The organism is Stieleria neptunia (genome assembly GCF_007754155.1).
GTDB classification, from domain to species: Bacteria; Planctomycetota; Planctomycetia; order Pirellulales; family Pirellulaceae; genus Stieleria; species Stieleria neptunia.
Map to the genome: position 1 here is coordinate 6,777,432 of NZ_CP037423.1, position 18,919 is coordinate 6,796,350.

Here is an 18,919-nt window from a genome sequence, read left to right on the forward strand (position 1 = left end):
TCGAATGTTGCGCAGCGGCGTGATGGTCGTGCTGATGGCATTGACGTTGCCGGTCGCGGACGGTGCGAACGCGAGCAGCGTGCGTCTTTTGGATGGACCGCATGAATCGCTTCAAGCTCGAGTCGATCTGATTCAACAAGCTCGTCAGACCATCGATTTGTCGTACTACGCAATCGATACCGATGAAGTGCCGGTCGCGCTGTTGGAATTGCTGCGTCAAGCCACCCTGCGCGGCGTTCGCGTGCGAATCCTTGTCGACGGATTGAAATCGAGATTGCCGGCAAAGTTCGAGCAGTACTTGAGCAGCTACGGCATCCAGTTGCGGGTCTACCATCCTCCGCAGCAAGGCCACCCGCGTTGGCTGAATCGTCGTTTGCATTCCAAGCTGATGGTGGTCGACAGCTGCAACGCCATCATCGGCAGCAGCAACCTTGAAAACGAACACTTTGGGTTGAAACAGGAACGTGGCTTTGTCGATTGTGACGCCATCATCTTTGGCGAAATCGCTCAACAGACACAGGTCTATTTTGACTGGCTCTGGGCGACCCCCGACGTTCAACCTGCGCCCGCAAAGGATTCGCTTGGACTGGACGTGCTCAGCTACCGCCCTTTTGGTCGAAGCGATTGGAAGAATGCCTGGCGCGATGCGGACGGACCGGCGGACTACCAGCGTCTGCTGAATCAGGCCTTGCAACGTGTCGTCTGCGAGTGTGGCGTGGGATTGAATCCGCAGTGTGACTGGATGGCCGAGGCACTGCATGGGATCAACATCCAGTTGTTACATGACTGTTCCTCGGACAAATCAGAACATCATGTCAAACATCGGATCATCCAGATGATGGATCGCGCCAAACAATCGATGTTGATCGAATCACCCTATCCAGCGTTCGATCGCTCGATTCGGACGGCCATCTCACGTGCGCGGAATCGTGGCGTTTGCGTGACCATCCTGACCAATTCGCTGGAGACCACCGATCAGCTGAATGTTTACGCCGCCTATCAGAATCAAAAACGCGGACTGCTGCGTGAAGGCGTCCAGTTGAGAGAATTCGTCGGCCGCGACACGTTGCACGCCAAGACGATGCTGATCGATGACTGTTGCTGGATGTTGGGTAGCTACAACTTTGACGCCCGGTCCAATCATCTGAATTTGGAGCTTTGCATCGTCTCCAACGATCCGGCCGGCGCGGCCTGGTTGCGCTCGAATCTGCAAACACGACTGGCCCAATCGACGCCGGTGCCCGCAAGAAATTGGATCCTGTCGGTCGGGCAAGACGCGACGGCGTCCAAACGCGCCAGGCTGATGATGAAGCGGTCGGTGATCGAACTCTACCGCGGACTGCTCTGAGCAGTGATGCTCTGAGCAGTCATACTCTGGGCAGTGATGTGCTGCCAGAAGTAGCGATCGAGACCCTTCAGTTTCGTGTTGAACTGCTGCGCTTTCCAGGTGGCAAAGGCGTGCCGCGGTTCCCAACCGAAATGCTCGATCCGGTACAGCGCCACCAGCAACCCGACTCGATCGAGCCCGAGGTTGCAGTGGAAGTAGACGGGACCGGCACAGCCCGTCGTCAGTTGCGACAAGATGACGGGAACGTTTCCGGTTCGAATCGGAAAGAAACCCATCGGTATCCGCCGGAACGAGATTCCTGACTCGGCCGCCCGGCGTTTTTCTTTCCCGCTGGCGAACACCTTGAACGTCCGGACGTCAATGATCCGTTGGATGCCCAGTCGACGCAGTTTCGCAAAATCGGCCTCCGATCGCGGTGCCGCACCGTAATAGATCTGGCGGTCCAAATGATGGATCTCGAGCGTGTCCCCCCGATGGCCCCTGGCGCTACACGACGGAGAGCACGCGACGACGAGAGAGCTTGCGACGATCAAAAGAATCAACATGCGAGATCAACGAAGGACGAAAGCGGTGGCAAGGTTCGTGAAGCGGCATCCACCAATTATGACACGCAAACATGGTTCAGGCCCACGAAATTGCCGAGATGGGGATCGCCGCCGCCCAACAGCATCGTTTCCCTGCAGCTCGGCGACAACACGCTCGTGACGATGGCCGACGGCGCAACAACTTCGCGCATCCATCGGCCTGGCCGACGGAGGTAGACCAGCCTGAACGGGTATTTGTTCAAGCTGTAGAATTGCGTTCCCTGCAGGTGACGAGGCCAGCAGTCGGGATCGGCGAACAAGTCCGAATATCCAGGTGAAAAGAAGTGCCGGCCAGTCTGCCGGCACGTTTAGCCGATGGGAAATCGTTCAATGATCGTCGACGTTTCGGTGGATTGAGTTAGAAAATGGAAGGCGAGTGACCGGACTGCTATTCCCCGCGCCGAGACATTTGGGTGGCTCTTTTTGCCGCCTGCCTTTTGCCCTCTTTTTGCCGGTGGCCCTTTTTACCCACGAGACCGGTGTGATGGTGCATTCGCACGATGTGATACATTATCGAGGAATCGATGTTGATCGCTGAGTCGCCAGCCTGACAGTCCTTTCGAAATGAGACATCCAATGCACCGTCGTGATTTCCTGATCGCAAGTGGACTGGGTTTGGCCGCTGCCAACCACGGTGTTCTCAACGAAGGTTACTGTGATGCCACGGTCGCGTGGTCGAAAGATCTGGCGGATCATCGTATTGTCAAGTTTGAAACGTTCCATTCGCGCGACCAGTATGCGCGCTCGCTCGGCCCCAACGCCAAGCGGGGGCCTCACGGGGCGGGCTATACGAGGCCGTTTCGCATCGCAACCACGGACCAGGGGGCACGTGGAATTGGCATGTGCTGGCCGAAGGAGGATGTCATCAAACCGTTCGTGGGCGCGAAGTTGGCAGATCTGTTCGATCCATCGGTCGGCGTGACGGAAGAAGCGCACGTTCTGGACTACGTACTACACGATCTTGCCGGTGTGATTCTTGGCAAGCCTGTCTACGAAATGATGGGGGCTCACGGGCCCACGGAGATCGACACGTACAGCGGCGCGATCTACATGGAAGACTTGATGCCGAAGGCGAAACCGCGCGGCGTCCCGGCTGTGCTTGATGCCTGCCAAATGGACTACGATTCCGGATATCGATCTTTCAAATTGAAGATCGGCCGCGCTCGGTGGATGAAGCAGGACGAAGGCGACCGACGCGATATCGAAGTCACTCGAGCCGTTCGCGAGAAATTCCCCGACTGCAAAATCCTCGTCGACGCAAACGACGGATACTCAGTCGATCGGTTTCTGAATTACGTGACAGGTGTCGCGGACTGCGATCTGTTTTGGATCGAAGAACCGTTCGTAGAACATCGAAACGGACTGGCGCGATTGAAAGACCACATGCACAAGGTCGGTTGCAAGGCACTGATTGCTGACGGCGAAGCTCGGACCGGAAGCGCACCGAAGTTATGGAAGTGGGGCGAGTACGAGCAGAAGTTTATCGATCGCTTCTTTACGCTCGCCGATGAACAGCTGATCGACGTTTGCGTGTTCGACATTGGTACCCTGGGTTTTACTCGTTGGAGGAAGGTGATGCCGATCCTTCAAGAAACGGGAATCGCGGCGGCGCCTCATCTCTGGGGCTGCACACCGAAACCGCTCTATTGCGCGCACCTCGCAGCCGGCGTCGGCAACGTCTTGATCGTGGAAGGCATTCCGGGAGTCGGCAAAAATCTGGACTACTCCAACTTTACGATTCGCAACGGCAATCTCTGCGTTCCGAATCTGCCTGGATTTGGAATTAGCCGATCCGACGGAGCCGGCATCGGCCTGCGGAAATCCGCTTCCTGATCACGGTGGCGCATCGACGACGCTCAGAACAATGAGCGACTTCGTCAGCGAACTGCTCTCGCCAGATAGACCGATCCCGCGTTTCACCAACAGCAGCTACGGTGCCCCACTCAGAGACGTCTTCTGCTCAGACAGTATCCAGATCCTGAACGCCGCTTCCCTTACGGAATCCAGCACCGCCAGATCCATCGGTACAAAAGTCACATGGGCGTCATTGCCAAACTCCCGTTTCAGGGTCGCAATGACGTTGGATTGCCGGTCGTAGACGAATCAGACGTCTCCTCGAGACGTGGGCGACAGGAAGGAATAGAGGACGGGTATGACAAATAGCGTCAGCGCGGTGGCGAAGGAGAGTCCAAAGATGAGTAACCAGGCGAGCCCGGTCCATAGCGGGCCGCCGGCGAGGGCGAGGGGAACAAGACCGCCAACCGTCGTTGCGGTGGTCAGGAAGATCGGCATCAATCGTTGCCGGGCGGCGTCGACGATCGCAGCAAAGTGCTCGCTGCGCGTCAGCGGCTGATCTGTCCCGGATCGTCTTCCTTTCATGACGATGTCCGCGAACTCGACAAACAGGATGGCCGAGTTCAGGACGATTCCGAACAACGCCAGCACGCCGAGCTGCGGCATGAACCCGAACGCGTTTCCGGTGACCCACAACCCGAACAATGCTCCCACGAGGGCAAGCGGCAGCGTGACAATGATGATCGCCGTGCGGGCGAGACTGTTGAACTGAAAAATCAACAACAAAATGATCGCGATGAACGACATGCCGAACGACCGGAACATCTTCCATTGAGCCTTCATCGATTCTTCGAGCGCACCGCCGATCTCGATACGAAATCCGGGTGGCAATTCGGCTCTCAGTTCCTCCATCGCCGCGGAGCTGAAGACCCGATTGGTGATGTCGTTGCCGGACGCTCCGAAGTTCACTCGCGAGCGGACTTCGATCGTTCGATTGCCATTGCGGCGATCAATGGACTCCAATCGCCATTGCGGTTTCACACTCGCGATTGCCGCCAGTGATATCTTGCCGACACGGCTTTCGATGTGCGCGTCTTTGATCGCGGCAGGAGATTGGCGGCTTTCGGGATTCAATCGAAAATAGACCGGGATCTGCCGGTCACCCTCGCGGTACATCGTCAGCAGTTTTCCGGAGTAGTAGGCATCGAGCGTTGCAGCCACTTCCGCGTTGCGAACTCCCGAAAGGCTGGCTCGATCCGAGTCAACGTCGACGAAGAGTTGCTGGCTGGGCACACCCCAGGAATCGTTGACGTCCCAAGTGTCTGGCTCGGCGTCCACGATTGATTTGACTCGGTTGGCGACCCGTCGAAGCTCGCTGGCATCCGCCAGCCCGTTCCCCATCACGCGCAGGACGACCGGATCAGCGGGCGGGCCGAGGGCCAGTTCGACCGGTACGACACGGGCGCCGGCGACGGGCGACAAGCCCAACGTTTCAATTCCCTGTCGTGCGGCGACGCGAAGTTGTTCGGCGAAGTCGTGAGTGAATTTTCCATCAGTCGTATGGATCAAAATTTCAGCGTAGTTGGGCTTCAGCGACTCCGGTTCCCATGCGAGGTACCAGCGCGATCCGCCGCCGCCAACAATGGTCCGCATATTGAGCAAGCGTTCGTGCGACTGTCCTTCGGCGTCAACATGATGGCTAAGCGCGCGGATCATTTCTTCCACCTGCCGAGCGACGCGGTTCGTTTGTTCGATCGATGAGGACTCCGGCAAATGGATTTCAACGGCAAATTGATCGCGTTGTGTGAGCGGAAAAAATTCACTCGAAACCGGAAGCCGGGTCGCGAGCAAAAACATGCCGACGGAGGCGCTGATCGTGACGAACCGATGACGCAGTGACCAACTTAATGCACCAGCGTAGAGTTGATAGAATCCCCCCCGTGATGCTTGTTGTTGCAGTGGCGTGGTTGCTCTCTTCTTGCCGCGGAGTTGACGATCGAGTGCGCCGAGCCTGGCCATCAGCCACGGCAGCGGTGCGGTTGGGCGACTCGTATCCTTTGGCGGTCGAATGAACCACGCTGCAAGGATCACACAGAAAGTCATCGCCAGAACCCAACTGACGGCCAGCATGACCGACAATGTGATTGGCAGGCTGTAGATGAATTCGCGATTTGCACCATCCATTGCAATCAACATCGGAATAAACGCTGCGATCGTCGTGCCTGTTCCGCTCAGCATCGACGGGCCAAGCATCTTCGCGCCTTCGACCGACGCCTCGCGCGGACTCATACCGGCGATCTGGTTGGTGCGACTCTGGTCACAGATTTGAACGGCATTATCGACCAGCAATCCCAGCGAAATAATCATCGACGCCAACGACATTTGTTCCAGTTGCACGTCGAACAGCGTGATGATTGCCAGCGACGAAATGACAACAAACGGGATGTTGGCGGCCATGACGGCGGCGGTTCGAAATCCGACGACCAAATACACCAGGACGACAACAACCAGAATCGCCTGGACGATATTCACGCCGACTTCGCGAATGCGTTGCTTGACGCTGTCCGACTGGTCCGAAATGATCGACACGGCGAGATCGGGCGGCAGCACACCCGTCCTTTGCAACTGAGCGACGCTCCCCTTGGAACGGTCGCAAATGTCAATGATATTCGCGCCCGACTTCATCGACACCGCAAGGATGATGGCGTCCGTTTCAAACTCGGGTGTTCCGTAGCGGCAAATGCGCTGCGGCGGGTCGATGTACCCCCGACGAACGTTCAGCCCCATGTTTTTGAGTGGAACTTGATTGAAGCCCGCGTCGCCTGCGCCTTCTCCGGCCGCAACGACGCCGACGACCAGCGAGTCGAACGCCGCCACGGCGCTGACGTCACCGGCGGGCTTTACAAAAAAACGGCCGTCTTTGGCGTCGATCTTGCCACCGGGCGCCACGATGTTTTGTGACTCGGCCAGGGATTCGATTTGAGACGTCGTCAGCTCGAGTGTTGACCAGTTCCCTTCGTCCGTCTCCAGATAGATCGCTTCTTCCTGGACTCCGAACCGACCGACCTGCGAGACGCCGGGCAGTAGTCGCAGCGCATCGCGTATTCGCTCTGAATACAGATCCAGTTGTCGCGGCGAGTAGGCGTACTGCGGGTCAATGACCGAGTCCCCGTCGAGCGGACGCTGATGAACGGCATAGAGCAAGACGCTGGTATCGGAGAATTCGTCGAACAGAAACGGCGAAATGCTCTCCTCTGGCATCGGCACGTTGCGAATCCGTGCCCGCACTCGATCCCAGGCGTCGTCGACTCTGGCGCCCGGCACACTGTCCTCGAGTTCGACAAAGATGACCGACTGTTCGCTGCTGGACGTCGATCGAATCAAGCGGACTTCTTCCAGACCGTCGATCGCATCCTCAAGCGGGTCCGTGACCAGTTTTTCAATTTGCTCCGCCGAGGCGCCATGCCAACGCGTGGTCACGATGGCAATCTTGAGCGTGAATTCAGGGTCTTCGCGGCGCGGCATCGTGAAGAAGCTGACGCCGCCCCAAGTGACACACAATAGCACCAACGTGATCGTGATCGTCGGCCGCTGTACCGCGAACTCAGGAAGCCCTCTCATCGCTCGGCTCCCACAACCGGCGAGACCATCACGCGGTCGCCGTCGTTCAGATAGTGCGTGCCTTCGACAACGATCTGCATGCCGTCTCGCAAGTTTTCCGACGATGAAGGCGAAATACGAAGCAGGACGGATTCACCGATGACCGATTCATCTTCGGCGACTTCGACAAAGACTCGTCGCGCGGTCGGTTGGCTTTCAGCGACATCAACCACATGGACGAAGGTTTGATCTTGTTCTTCACGGACGGCTTTCATCGGCACGTAGTAGCCGTCGGTCGGTTCGTCCGGCGTCAGTGAAATTTGAACGACGTCACCCGACCGCAACAACCAGCGATGATCATCAAGCATGACATGCGATCCCGTCCAGGATTCCAAGGACGGTTGCTCACTGGCTGCGTTCCCTTCCGATTCTGACGGATTCGATTTGAAGTACAGTTCGCCAGTAATCAAATCGTGATCGACATCCATCGCCACTTCCGGGTCGGTAAACTCGACCGCGACAAACTTCCAACGTCCCAGATAAGGAATCACATCACTGGTGATTCGCACCGGAACTTTCGTGACCGAAAGTAGTCGATCGCCCGGCGGAGAGGGCGTTCCCCACTGGCGATTGGTGACTTTCCAGAGAAATGTCTCGCCGTCGATCGTGTGAACCGCTTCGCGAATGACCAGCAGTCGCTGGTCGCCCGTAATCATGGGGCCGATATTCAGCGGCGCAATTTGCTCCGTCCTGGCAACGGGCTCCGCGGCGTCCAGTGTCGCATACGCGGATTCGTCAATCTCGTTCCGCACATGTAGTGTCACCGTAAACGTTCGCGCGGCCGGATCAGCGACCGTGTCGACCCGGTAAACCATTCCACTTAGCCGACGGGCCCTACCGCCTCCATCGGTGACTTGGACCGGAAAAAAGTCTCCACGACGGTAGCGGCGAGAATCGCGGGCAGTCACCTCAAATTCGATGGTCATCGGATCCATCATCTGCACCGTCACCACCGGATCGCCCTCTTTGACATAGGTGCCGGGAACGGCGTGGATCTGTGAAACGTGACCGGGAAAAGGACTAAACAGCACCGCGTTTCGGAGATTTCGCCGGGCTTCGGAGAGCTGCTGCCCGGCCTCGAGGATTTGAGCTTCGAGTGCGAGTTGGCGGGCTTGCGCCTGTGCCAACTCGGCCCGTGAGCTGGCAAGACGCGATTTCGTCGTCGATGCATTCGTTTCAGCGGCATCGAGTTCCGAGCGTGAAATTGCGTTCTGGTTGGAAAGCTGTCGCGCGCGGGACAGCTCAATGTCGGCGAGATCGGCCTCGGCCTTTGCCGATTCGATTTGGGCTGGCAACTGCTGCTCAATCGTCACAAGGTTCGCATCGCGGTTGAGTTTCGCGACTTCGACACTGGCGTGAGCCGAATCGACGGCAATTTGCAATGCCTCATCATCCAAACGAGCCAGCGGAGTCGCACGCGGTGCCCCCTGAGCAGGCTCTTCACCGATTTGCGGCGTCACGGATTCGTTTGGCTCAATGACTTCGGTGACCCGTCCGGCGACTTCAAACCCAATCTGCTCGGATTTCCACGGCACAACGGTCCCCGTGATGAACTGGATGCTTGTCGGAGAACTTCTCCGCAACGCAGCGATCATGACCGGCTTAGGTGGTTTCTCAACCGGGACGATCACGTCCTGTTTCTGTGCGCATCCGGTGATTCCAATGCTCCACAAGGAGACAATGCCCAGGACAGAAACGCCGACGTCGAATTTCGTAAAGTACATCTCTTGTCGACCTGAAGAGGCCAAGCCACTCCTTGCGAAAAGTAAACCGTTCGGTACACTTTATCTTATGCCAGCTAAAAGTAAACCCCGAAGTGCACCTCCTGAAACCGCGCGGCGAGAGCGGCTGACGGATCGCAAACGAGCGGCCATCGTGCAGGCCGCCGTGCAGGCGTTTCAGCAATACGGGTACTTCGCCGCCAGCATGAAAGGCATCGCTGACGCCGCCTCGGTCAGCAAGCGAACGCTGTACAACCATTTCGACAGCAAGGAATCGCTGTTTGATGCGATTCTTGAGGAGTTAAAGCTCCGCGCCGAGCAACTTCCCGCTTGTGAGTTCGACCAGTCGCGTGACCTGGCCGAGCAGTTGACGGAGCTTGCGCACAGCGAAATCGACTTTTTCACGTCGGAGGAGGTGCAGGCACTTGCCCGAGCCGGACTGTCGCGCGTCCTGGGCGAGCCGGATGCCGGCCAACAGATCGACCAGCGATTTTTTATCAGGCGAGTGACAACGTGGATGAAAAACGCGCAGGCATCCGGCTGTCTTCTTAAAGCGGACCCGGAATTCGCAGCCATGCAATTCCTCGGATTGCTGCGTACGTTCGCGTTCTGGCCAAGCATTGTCCAAGGCGAGCCCCCGCCGTCACGCCGCCAACGAAATCAAATCGTCGAACGCACGATTGAAATGTTTCTCAGCACGTATGGAATAAACTGACCCCTGCTACAACGTTTTTCTGTGCGGACATCGATCAGACGGCTCGGTCGGTCAAGGCGCAGCCCAATATCAGGCAGGCTGCCATCCGCCTTTTTTGGGCCCATAACGGCCTTCATTCTTGACGGTCATTTTGTTGGTTCCGATGAATAGTTTGGTTAAGTTCGGCACATCAACGGCTCAGTCAGCAACGCGAACCGCTGCTTCGATCGCAGCGACGTCGATCTTTTTCATCGTCATCATCGCCTCGAAGACTCGTTTGGCGACTGCGGGGTCGGGATTGGTCACGCCTTGCGTCAGGGCGATCGGCGTGATCTGCCAGTGCAAACCCCATTTGTCTTTGCACCATCCGCACTGGCTCTCTTCGCCGCCGTTGGTGACGATGGCATTCCAGTAGCGGTCCGTTTCGGCCTGGTCGGCGGTTGCGACTTGGAACGAGAACGCCATGTTATGCTCAATACCGGGGCCGCCGTTGAGTCCGAGGCAGGGAATGCCCATCACCGTGAACTCGACGGTCAGGACATCTCCTTTCTTTCCGGATGGGAAATCGGCGGGCGCTCGATGCACCGCGTCGACAGAGGAATCTGGAAAGGTCTCGGCGTAAAATCGCGCGGCGTCTGCGGCGTCGCCATTGTACCAAAGGCAAATCGTGTTCTTCGCTTGTTTTGTCATCTTCAGTTTTCCTTATTACTAAATGCTGCATCCCGCTGAGCGATCAATTTGTTGGTCTGTTCGTCAGCGGGTCGAATTTCAAACGGCCCCATCTTCACCCCCGGATGTTTCGACATCAGCGCAATGGCGTGGTTCAAGTCGCGGGCTTCCAGCAAAAGTATGCCACCGAGCACTTCCTTTGTTTCGGCGTACGGACCATCGGTCACGTCGACTTGACCGTTCTTCATCCGCAGGGTGACGGCATTGCGTGACGAATCGAGCGCCTCGCCGCCGAGAAAATGGCCGCCGTTGCGCAATTCATCGTCGTACGCAAAACACTCCTCCAACATCCGCTGCCCCTCGGCTTCTGGCAGCGAATCCCAATTCCCTTCCGCAATGTAGCCCAAACAGACGTATCTCATAGGTTTCTCCGTGTTAATCGCCAAACGACGCTTGGCTTTGCTGTTTCACGATCCAGTCGAATGGGACGTCGCCAGATCGACAACCTCCGGAGATTTTTCGACACTTCTGGCTGGCCGCCGCTCACACGATTGCGAAAATCCAACTCCGCTCGTCAAATTCAGAGACGTCCCTGCAATCGATCGACCTCGTTCGTCGCGATGCGATGGGCAAGAAGGTTGGACAAAAAATTGGTTGGCCCAAAAAATGAGAAACGAGAGACCGTACAGGAATGCGAGCGAATCGTTGCTGAAGCAAAACTCTCAGGCGTGCCGGCTGCCCACTTAAAAACACGTCCGAAATTCTTTACCACGTCGCACCAGCCACACGCATCCCCGCTGATTCTACTCAAAATCAAAGCGAGGTGATCTGGGATCACGCCCGCCTTCCTCGCGGCCTCAAACGCTTCATCGACCGAGCCCAGGATCTCCTCGCGAATTCGGATCCTGTCGACTCGGCTCGTGTCGTTTTAGTCCTGCAGTCGAGGCACGTAGTTGGATTGCAATCGGATCGCCTGGATGGATTGCAACTCGGTGTCCAGCGGAATCAAGCCGGATTGCATGACCACTGCCTGACCCTCACGTGAAATTGCATAGTTCAAGAACGCAGCGATCTGTGGCGAAAGCGTTTCGCCGTTCGGTTTGTGAACGATCAAATAAAGGTATCGCGCAAGTGGATATTGCCCCGAATAGACCGGAGCAAAGCGACGCTGGAGAGACGTCGCGTTTGGATGCTTTTCGTTATAGTAGTGGCTGTAGGGATCGTGTTCCTTTTGGGCAATCGCAATCGGTCGCACCGAATCGTTGGTAAAGTTCAAGCCCGCATAGCCGATCGCTGAGATCGATTCGCCCACCGCTTGGACAACCCCTTCCGAATGATCGTAGGTTTGAATGTCGCTACGCAGGCCATCGGTGCCGATGGTGTCCATGAAGTACTGGCGCGTCCCCGATAACTCGTTGCGTCCATGGGTTTCAATCGGAGTGCTGGGAAACGGCGGCAACACAAACTTCTTCCACTCAATCGACTGCTTCTTGGCAAAAATCTCCCGCAACTGTGGCAAGGTCAAACCGCGCAGTGGATTGTCGCGATGGACATAGACGGCCAGCGCATCGAGTCCCACGCGGATCACCAGCGGATGCGTGTCAAACTTGCCGCGAAACTGATTCAGTTCTTCGCGATTCATAGGCCGGCTCATCAAGCCGATTTCCGCCTGGCCACTGGCCATCGCTTTGATTGCCGACGCGGAACCTTCGGAACGGAGATCGATGGCAACCTGGGGATAAAGCGTATTGAACTGCTCGATCCAGGCCTTGGCCAACGGACGCATCGTATCGGAACCGGCTAGATGCAAGTTTGCCTGCGGAAAGTCCGCGGCGTCGGTGCCTTGAAACGGCGCGAGCTGTGCCAGGCTTTCTCCGTCGGGCGCGGTCACCGATTCAACATCGCTGGATGCGTCGGCCGTTCCGACGGCACTGCTGAAAAACATCGGCAAGACGAACGCCAGCAGAGCGCTGATGGCCAAGCCGATTGCCGCCTTGGAAGCATCTTTGAAAATGATTCCAGTCGTTTGTTTCAGCGGCGGGGCTTTCAACAGGAGTGAGATTGCGGTTTCTCGACCCGCTAACAGTCCCAAAAAGACCCACGTCGTACTCATCGGCATGTTGCTGTATTCCTTAAAGATCACCAGGATCATGCCGTAGATCAGGTCAACGATGGTGGCCGACCGGATGTCACTGGTGTTTGTCTTGCTGTTGACGATTTTCTGGATCTCACCCCCACGCCGAGAAAAAATATAGGCATGTAGCACCAGCATCACGATGGCGGCGAAAAAGAAGTACGAGCTGTCCAACTTGCGCGGCAAGTAAACAAAGATGTTCGCCAAATCGTGCATCAACCACTGGCTCCACAAAAACGCGGTGGAGATCCATTGCAGGCCGATCCAGTACTTCGCAGGAGGCGCATCGGCGGAATCGCGAACCTTTCGTTCAAATGATTTGGTGATCAGAACATAGACACCAATCGCAACAAAAAAGGACACCAGATAGCCCAGCATCGACTTGGTCAACATGGACGTCATGTTGCCGGGTGCAAACACCGACAACACGAGGAACGTCGTGCTGACAGGGATCCCAAAACGTGTCAGTCCAAGGATCACCAACGGAGGAATGATGTGCAGCCAAGTCAATCCACCGGCCGGTTCGGGGAATTTTGATAACCGCCCAAACGCGACGTCGCCGTCGTTAGAAAGCCAGCCATAGACGAACACAATCATCAAGACCGTGCAGGCGAATGCCCACAACACCCACCAGGGCCGCTTGGCGTTTGAACTCAAAAACGTGCCAAGCGTTTGAATCGCATCGTTGGCAACGATGGAATAGGCGGCGAGCAGAAAGCCCGTGATCGCGAGTGCTTCGGTCATCTGTGGCGACTCTTTGCGGCATACTTCAGACAGGAGCCGGCAATTTGGTTGCTGCCCAAAACGTTGTACAGTCCATCCTTGGCTGGCAGGGCCAATCTTTATCGGAACTTCAAACGATGATCCGACGAAGTTGAGAATTGCGAGGAAACGGGTCGCTGCCCGAAGTCCTAAAACGATCCCAAAAACTGGATAGAGTGAGGCCGCGCCGCATGTGTATTCGTAATCTTGGGTGACGACATTCTTGGTTTTGATCAATTCAAGAGAATCGATCTGTTTACGCAACGGCTCATAGTTCCCGAGTCGTCCCCGGCTTAGCAACGCACGGAAACTAAGGGGGATAGGCTTCCAGCCTGTCGACGCTGGAATGACAGGCTGGAAGCCTATCCCACTCGCTAGATCCGACACTTATTTTCCGTTCGATCCTTAACCTCTCGATCCCCCTGAGTTCAATTCGGAATTCCGCGAAAACCAGCTAGCGGGCTGTCGATTTAGTCGGGATCTGCTGAGTCAATGGTGAGCCGCTGGCCGTAAGGCCTCGGGCAGCGTCGCAGTGCCCGGCCGGTTACGCGGCGCGCGGCTCACAAAAACGCAGCCCGCTCGCTGGTTTGCCCACGTGATTCAGTGCTTGAGTCACGTGGGCTGTTCACTTTTTCGATCATCCAATTCAGATGCCTGATCGTCCGCAGGCCATTCAAATTGCGGGTTTCAAGCACCTCCAACCTCTGTTCAAGTGACCACGACAAAAACCGAAACCAATCGGCTTCGATCGGGTTAAAACGAATACGTTTCATTCGCCAGAAAAGAGACCAACAACCCAAGTTGGATGCTGAGGCCGCAAACATCGAAAGGAATCATGGCGGAACCTTTAGGCTCTTCTGACTCATCTGCGACGCAGGCACGCGAAAAGCTGGATCTGGCTCGCGGTGGCGATGCCGAGTCGCTCGGTGAATTGCTGACGTTGTACCGAAACTACTTGACGATTCTGGCAACCACTCAACTCGATCATCGCCTTCGTCGTCGCATGAGTCCTTCGGATTTGGTTCAGGAAACGATGCTGGCCGCCCATCGAGACTTCCAGACGTTTCGAGGCGGCAGTGAAGGCGAATTGCTGGCGTGGCTTCGACAGATTTTGGTGAACAGCTTGCGTAACGCCATTGACACTCACCTCAATGCCCAGAAACGCGACTTGCGACGCGATGTCTCCATCGACCGGGTCAGTCAAGCCCTCGACAATAGCGCCGCAAACTTTGCGAACGTTCTCGCCGACCGTGGGCCGTCGCCAAGCGAACCGATGCGGAAGCAGGAAAAATCGGTCGCATTGGCGAATCAACTCTCCAAGCTACGGCCAGAGTATCGCGATGTGATCGTGCTGCGCATCCTGCAGGGACTCTCGTTCAACGAGATTGCCGAACGATTAGATCGCAAGCCGGGGACCGTACGCATGCTATGGTTGCGCGCGATGGACAAGTTCAAAGAGACTTATGAGGATTCAGACGTTTAGCCGTTTGCCTGACTGTCATGGACCAATCTTCCGTTTTCGATTTGAGCATCGAGCCTGCGACGACGCGGCATCTGAACGCGGCGCAGAAAGAGCGTCTCACGTTACTCTTGGATAGCTATTTGCAATCGCTGGAAGGCGGCGTGCCCCCGTCGCTGGATGAATTAGCCTGCGAGGATCCCGATCTGATCGAGCCGCTACGGTCCTACATCGTCGGATTGGAAGACCTGCATCAGATCGCGGTTGGCTTCGTGCCGCAACACGATGGCGATGTGGAAACACAGTTTGGCGACGATTCTGATCGTGTCCTTGGCGACTTTCGCCTGATGGACGAAATCGGTCGCGGCGGAATGGGAGTCGTCTATCGCGCTCGGCAAATCTCGTTGGATCGAATGGTTGCGATCAAGCTGTTGCCTTTCGCTTCCGTCCTCGACGCACAGCAAATCGCCCGTTTTAAAAACGAAGCCCACGCGGCTGCTGGGCTGCATCATCCCAACATCGTTCCGATCCACACGGTCGGCTCGACACGTGGCGTTCATTACTACGCGATGCAGTTCATTGATGGCCAATCCATGGATGCGGTCATCGCAGACCATCGAGAGCACCGCATCAAGCCGGACGTTCATGAAGTGGTCCGGCTCGGGATTGCCGTTGCCGACGCGCTTCATGCGGCGCATCAAACCGGTGTGATTCATCGCGATGTCAAACCGTCCAACCTGATGCTTGACCATGAAGGCAAGGTTTGGGTGACTGATTTTGGCCTGGCGCTCTGCCAGACCGATGCATCTCTGACCAAAACCGGCGACGTCGTCGGCACGATGAAGTACATGAGTCCTGAACAGGCACGGGGAGAATCTGCGATCGTCGACGGACGCACCGACGTCTTTTCACTTGGCGTGACGATGTACGAAATGTTGTGTTTGCAACCTGCCTTTGGAGGCGACAACGCGCCAGCCGTATTGCGGCAGATTGATGGCCACGAAGCGCCGCTCCTGCGAACGATCCGCCGCGACATTCCGCCGGACCTAGAGACCGTAATCTCCAAATCGATGTCGAAGACACGCGACGGCCGCTATGATACGGCAGCCGATTTTGCCGAAGACCTGCGTCGAGTTTTATGTGGCGAGCCCACGGTCGCTCGACCGCCGACACTGTTGGATCGCGTATCCTGGTGGGCGAACAAACATCGAAGCGCCGTGGTTGCATCGGTGCTTATCGGTTTGCTTGCTCTGCTGGGACTCGTCGCCAGTAACGCGATGATCGCTGCCGCAAAGCGCGAATCGGATGCCAGCACCATCATGTGGAAAGAGAGTGAAGCGGAATCGCGTGCAGCGGTCGATCGGCTTGGCGCGCAAACGGCAGAGTTGTTGGCCGACATTCCTTCGGCCAGTGAGGTCCGGCGACAATTGCTGCAAGAGACGCTCGCTTACTATCAAAGTTTTGTCCAGCGGGCGACAGACGACCCCGAATTGGTGGAAGACATTGCCGTCACCTACGGAAAGATCGGGTCGTTGCAAAGCGAAATCGGACTGAGTCGCGAAGCGGCCCAATCACTGCGTCAATCGAAGGACCTCTTTGAAAGGTTGTCGATTGCTGATCCAACCAACGAAACATTGTCATCGGCGCTGGCAACCTGTCAAAACAACCTGGCTCTCGTGCAAGAAAAAGCGGGTGACTACGCGACCGCAAAACAACTCTATGAACAAGCGATTGCCATCGGGGAGCGTTTGGTGAGCGCCGAACCCAACGATCCCGATCGGCAATCGGACTTGTCATTGTCACTCAACAATCTCGGCTTGTTGCTTCATTCCATCGGACAATCAGAACGATCCGAAGCCGCTTTTCGTCGCAGTATCGAAATCATCGAAACGATCGACGAGTCGCAGTGGAGTAGCGAACTCGATCAGCAACTGGCATCGACCTACCACAACTTGAGCGGACTGCTTTCAAAGAGTGAACCATTTCAAGCAATCGAATTTGCAAGAGCAGCGTTGAAAAAGCAGATGGTCGAGCTGACGAAGGACAAGAGTAACCCGAAGGTTGCTTCAGCCGTCGCACAGACGCTTAGCAGTCTTGGCACGGCGCAGTCGGACGCGGGGGATCTACCGGCAGCGATCGACTCTTACTCCCAAGCAGTCGACATCAATCGGCAATTGGCCGATCGCTGGCCGCACCATCGACTGTATCAACGCGATCTCGCCGTGTCGATCAACAACTTGGGACTCGCGTTCGCGAAGACGCAGCGTTTCGAGCAGGCGCAGAGTGCCTTTGAAGAAGCCCTTGCGTTTCAAATGACTCTGACGGAGGCCTTCGAGCAGGATGCGGACCAACACAGCACGCTGGGTGGCGTTTTCAACAACGTCGCTTTTGTCCATGAAGAACTTGGCAACCTGGAGCAAGCGATCGACGCCTATCAATCGGCGGTAAAGCACCAAGAGATCGCCTACAACGTTTCTGCTCAGACACCACGATACCGAGAATTTCTCAGCAAGCATTACTTCAACTATGCCAAGCTCCTGCTGACGACAAAGCGGGCACCGGAAGCGGCTGCCATCGCATTGAAAAGGCGGAAATTGTGGCTCGGAAATGCAGAGCGATTGGCCAGCGTCGCGGAAGAGCTGCGCGAGATCGCTGCGCAGATTCCCATCACTCCTTCTTTGGAATCGGAAGACGTCATTTCCAGGTCCAATTGTGTCGATTACGCACGAGAAACGTTGGTAATGGCGATCGAGGGTGGCTACAAACCGACGAGCGACTTGCTCGATCGTCCAGAGTACCATTCTTTGCGTCAATCAATCCCTGTGGACGGAACCTAGCAAACTAAATTATTATCAAAGAAGATTCAGTATCGTCCCGATCGGTCCTTTCTCATCCTGCCATGCCCTTGCAACGCAATCCTCGCCGATCTTCCTCCAACCCTCAACGGCGATTGCGCGTTGAGCCGTTAGAGAACCGCGCGTTGCTGGCGGCAGGCTTGATGGGGCATGCTGTGGAATTTGCGGAGAAGCCGTTTTTCGTCGTCAATTCGGATGAAGCTTCGTTCACAACGCCAAGGATTGTGAAGGCAATTGCCGCACGGGTTGCGACGGAGCCGATTGTCCCGCAACCCGCTGCGCCAGCTGAATCCTATCGGGTTTCCGGTGAACAACTTCGCATCACGGAACCATTGTCCAGCCATGTAAAAATTGCCATCGCTGCCGTGCCGAGGGTGGCGAAGGCAACGGATGGGTCGATACAACTTCGTGGTGAACCGATCCATCCTTTTCGAGTGGCTGCCGCGATCGAGTCACGCCTGGAACAACTGCGCGGAACCTCGAGCGATAATCCATACGTGAACACGATTGTGATCGATCGTGCGGTCAGAATCCGCGATTTCCAAGATGGGGGACGGCCGCATCAAAACACCCTTGCAGACCGAGACGCAGTGTTCGCGGAATCTGCAGCGAGGGCGGAGTTTGCATCCAGGGAACGAGCGGTCGCGGTTTCGCCTCTGCCACTTTCAAGTGTTGATCGTTCGGCGTCGGTGATGGATGTTGCATTGCTGTCGCTTAGCACGTCGGAATTAGCGGTCACCGAAGTTCATGGAAAATCCACTCGATCAACAATTCCGTCATCGGTCGTAACCCGTACCGCTTTCACTGTCGACTCGGCAGAATCTAACGAACGTGGCTCGCGCGTCAACGCTCCCGACGTTAACGGTGGAATGGTTGAACTTGATACCTTGGAGCAACTAGACCGATCCCCAGCCACCGTCGACACCGATCAGCACGCGAGCGAGCCTCCGTGGCAAATCCGTCAACGGACGATCGATAACATTGTTGAAAACTCGGAATCCAAGTCCCAAGCCGATGCGTCTGGCAGGGCGTCAATCATCGCCATCGAGCGTTCGCGTGAAGGTGGACTGATTGCGATGAATGCTGTGCCGCTACCAGCGGTGACGGCGACGGGTCTGGTTGATCGAGGTGACATTCGGCTTGACCCAAGCATTGGGCGTTTCCGAAGTTTCCAGATTGCGGCCGCACCGGGACATGGTATTCATCGACGGGATACGAGCGAGACGTTGGTTTCGTTGG

General features: G+C 56.4%; 12 protein-coding genes. 5 read left to right on the forward strand and 7 right to left on the reverse strand.

Features of this window, described 5'->3' with window-relative positions; all coding sequences use genetic code 11:
- Window positions 1–4 precede the first annotated feature (4 nt).
- A complete protein-coding gene (locus tag Enr13x_RS23580) occupies window positions 5–1,348 on the forward strand; it encodes a phospholipase D-like domain-containing protein (RefSeq protein WP_197455310.1) in 1,344 nt (447 codons plus the stop codon).
- Here Enr13x_RS23580 and Enr13x_RS23585 read toward each other — a convergent pair.
- Window positions 1,330–1,893 (reverse strand): protein-tyrosine phosphatase family protein, encoded by a 564-nt coding sequence (locus Enr13x_RS23585; RefSeq protein WP_145389297.1) that lies wholly within the window; start codon window positions 1,891–1,893, stop codon window positions 1,330–1,332. The two genes, Enr13x_RS23580 and Enr13x_RS23585, sit on opposite strands and share 19 nt — an antisense overlap.
- A 615-nt stretch (window positions 1,894–2,508) precedes the next feature.
- Between Enr13x_RS23585 and Enr13x_RS23590 the strand changes: the two genes are divergently transcribed.
- Window positions 2,509–3,765, forward strand: coding sequence for an enolase C-terminal domain-like protein (locus Enr13x_RS23590; protein ID WP_145389298.1), 1,257 nt, complete (start codon window positions 2,509–2,511; stop codon window positions 3,763–3,765).
- A 270-nt stretch (window positions 3,766–4,035) separates the two neighbouring features.
- Here the strand turns inward: Enr13x_RS23590 and Enr13x_RS23600 are convergent, their stop codons facing one another.
- Both Enr13x_RS23600 and Enr13x_RS23605 read right to left on the reverse strand, forming a co-directional pair.
- Window positions 4,036–7,347, reverse strand: coding sequence for an efflux RND transporter permease subunit (locus Enr13x_RS23600; protein WP_145389299.1), 3,312 nt, complete (start codon window positions 7,345–7,347; stop codon window positions 4,036–4,038).
- Window positions 7,344–8,921 (reverse strand): HlyD family secretion protein, encoded by a 1,578-nt coding sequence (locus Enr13x_RS23605; protein ID WP_231743742.1) that lies wholly within the window; start codon window positions 8,919–8,921, stop codon window positions 7,344–7,346. The genes Enr13x_RS23600 and Enr13x_RS23605 overlap by 4 nt, the downstream gene beginning before the upstream one ends.
- A 13-nt stretch (window positions 8,922–8,934) precedes the next feature.
- Here Enr13x_RS23605 and Enr13x_RS23610 point away from each other — a divergent pair, with 13 nt between their 5' ends.
- Window positions 8,935–9,822, forward strand: coding sequence for a TetR/AcrR family transcriptional regulator (locus Enr13x_RS23610; protein ID WP_231743743.1), 888 nt, complete (start codon window positions 8,935–8,937; stop codon window positions 9,820–9,822).
- A gap of 177 nt (window positions 9,823–9,999) precedes the next feature.
- Here Enr13x_RS23610 and Enr13x_RS23615 read toward each other — a convergent pair whose 3' ends face one another.
- The 3 genes from Enr13x_RS23615 to Enr13x_RS23625 all read right to left on the reverse strand — a co-directional run bounded on the left by Enr13x_RS23615 (window position 10,000) and on the right by Enr13x_RS23625 (window position 13,348).
- Window positions 10,000–10,491, reverse strand: coding sequence for a VOC family protein (locus Enr13x_RS23615; protein WP_145389301.1), 492 nt, complete (start codon window positions 10,489–10,491; stop codon window positions 10,000–10,002).
- 2 nt (window positions 10,492–10,493) lie between these two features.
- Entirely contained in the window at window positions 10,494–10,916 is a 423-nt protein-coding gene (locus Enr13x_RS23620; protein ID WP_231743744.1) for a YciI family protein, read from the reverse strand.
- A gap of 482 nt (window positions 10,917–11,398) precedes the next feature.
- The gene (locus tag Enr13x_RS23625) at window positions 11,399–13,348 is read right to left on the reverse strand and encodes a phosphate ABC transporter substrate-binding protein (RefSeq protein WP_145389302.1); all 1,950 of its coding nucleotides are present in this window, start codon (window positions 13,346–13,348) and stop codon (window positions 11,399–11,401) included.
- An 853-nt stretch (window positions 13,349–14,201) separates the two neighbouring features.
- On the opposite strand from Enr13x_RS23625, the gene Enr13x_RS23630 reads away from it, so the two are divergent.
- Together Enr13x_RS23630 and Enr13x_RS23635 are read left to right on the forward strand one after the other, a co-directional pair.
- Complete coding sequence (locus tag Enr13x_RS23630) at window positions 14,202–14,849, forward strand: sigma-70 family RNA polymerase sigma factor (protein WP_145389303.1); 648 nt, start codon at window positions 14,202–14,204, stop codon at window positions 14,847–14,849.
- A gap of 17 nt (window positions 14,850–14,866) precedes the next feature.
- Window positions 14,867–17,662, forward strand: coding sequence for a serine/threonine-protein kinase (locus tag Enr13x_RS23635; protein ID WP_145389304.1), 2,796 nt, complete (start codon window positions 14,867–14,869; stop codon window positions 17,660–17,662).
- A gap of 543 nt (window positions 17,663–18,205) precedes the next feature.
- On the opposite strand, the gene Enr13x_RS23640 is transcribed toward Enr13x_RS23635, so the two are convergent.
- Window positions 18,206–18,385, reverse strand: coding sequence for a hypothetical protein (locus Enr13x_RS23640; RefSeq protein WP_145389305.1), 180 nt, complete (start codon window positions 18,383–18,385; stop codon window positions 18,206–18,208).
- Window positions 18,386–18,919 lie beyond the last annotated feature (534 nt).

Bases quoted from the DNA above. Each gene is read 5' to 3' on its own strand.
- Enr13x_RS23580 (WP_197455310.1), top strand. From the start codon at position 5: ATGTTGCGCAGCGGCGTGATGGTCGTGCTGATGGCATTGACGTTGCCG.
- Enr13x_RS23585 (WP_145389297.1), bottom strand. From the start codon at position 1,893: ATGTTGATTCTTTTGATCGTCGCAAGCTCTCTCGTCGTCGCGTGCTCT.
- Enr13x_RS23590 (WP_145389298.1), top strand. From the start codon at position 2,509: ATGCACCGTCGTGATTTCCTGATCGCAAGTGGACTGGGTTTGGCCGCT.
- Enr13x_RS23600 (WP_145389299.1), bottom strand. From the start codon at position 7,347: ATGAGAGGGCTTCCTGAGTTCGCGGTACAGCGGCCGACGATCACGATC.
- Enr13x_RS23610 (WP_231743743.1), top strand. From the start codon at position 8,935: ATGAACTGGATGCTTGTCGGAGAACTTCTCCGCAACGCAGCGATCATG.
- Enr13x_RS23615 (WP_145389301.1), bottom strand. From the start codon at position 10,491: ATGACAAAACAAGCGAAGAACACGATTTGCCTTTGGTACAATGGCGAC.
- Enr13x_RS23625 (WP_145389302.1), bottom strand. From the start codon at position 13,348: ATGACCGAAGCACTCGCGATCACGGGCTTTCTGCTCGCCGCCTATTCC.
- Enr13x_RS23630 (WP_145389303.1), top strand. From the start codon at position 14,202: ATGGCGGAACCTTTAGGCTCTTCTGACTCATCTGCGACGCAGGCACGC.
- Enr13x_RS23635 (WP_145389304.1), top strand. From the start codon at position 14,867: ATGGACCAATCTTCCGTTTTCGATTTGAGCATCGAGCCTGCGACGACG.
- Enr13x_RS23640 (WP_145389305.1), bottom strand. From the start codon at position 18,385: ATGCAACATCCATCACCGACGCCGAACGATCAACACTTGAAAGTGGCA.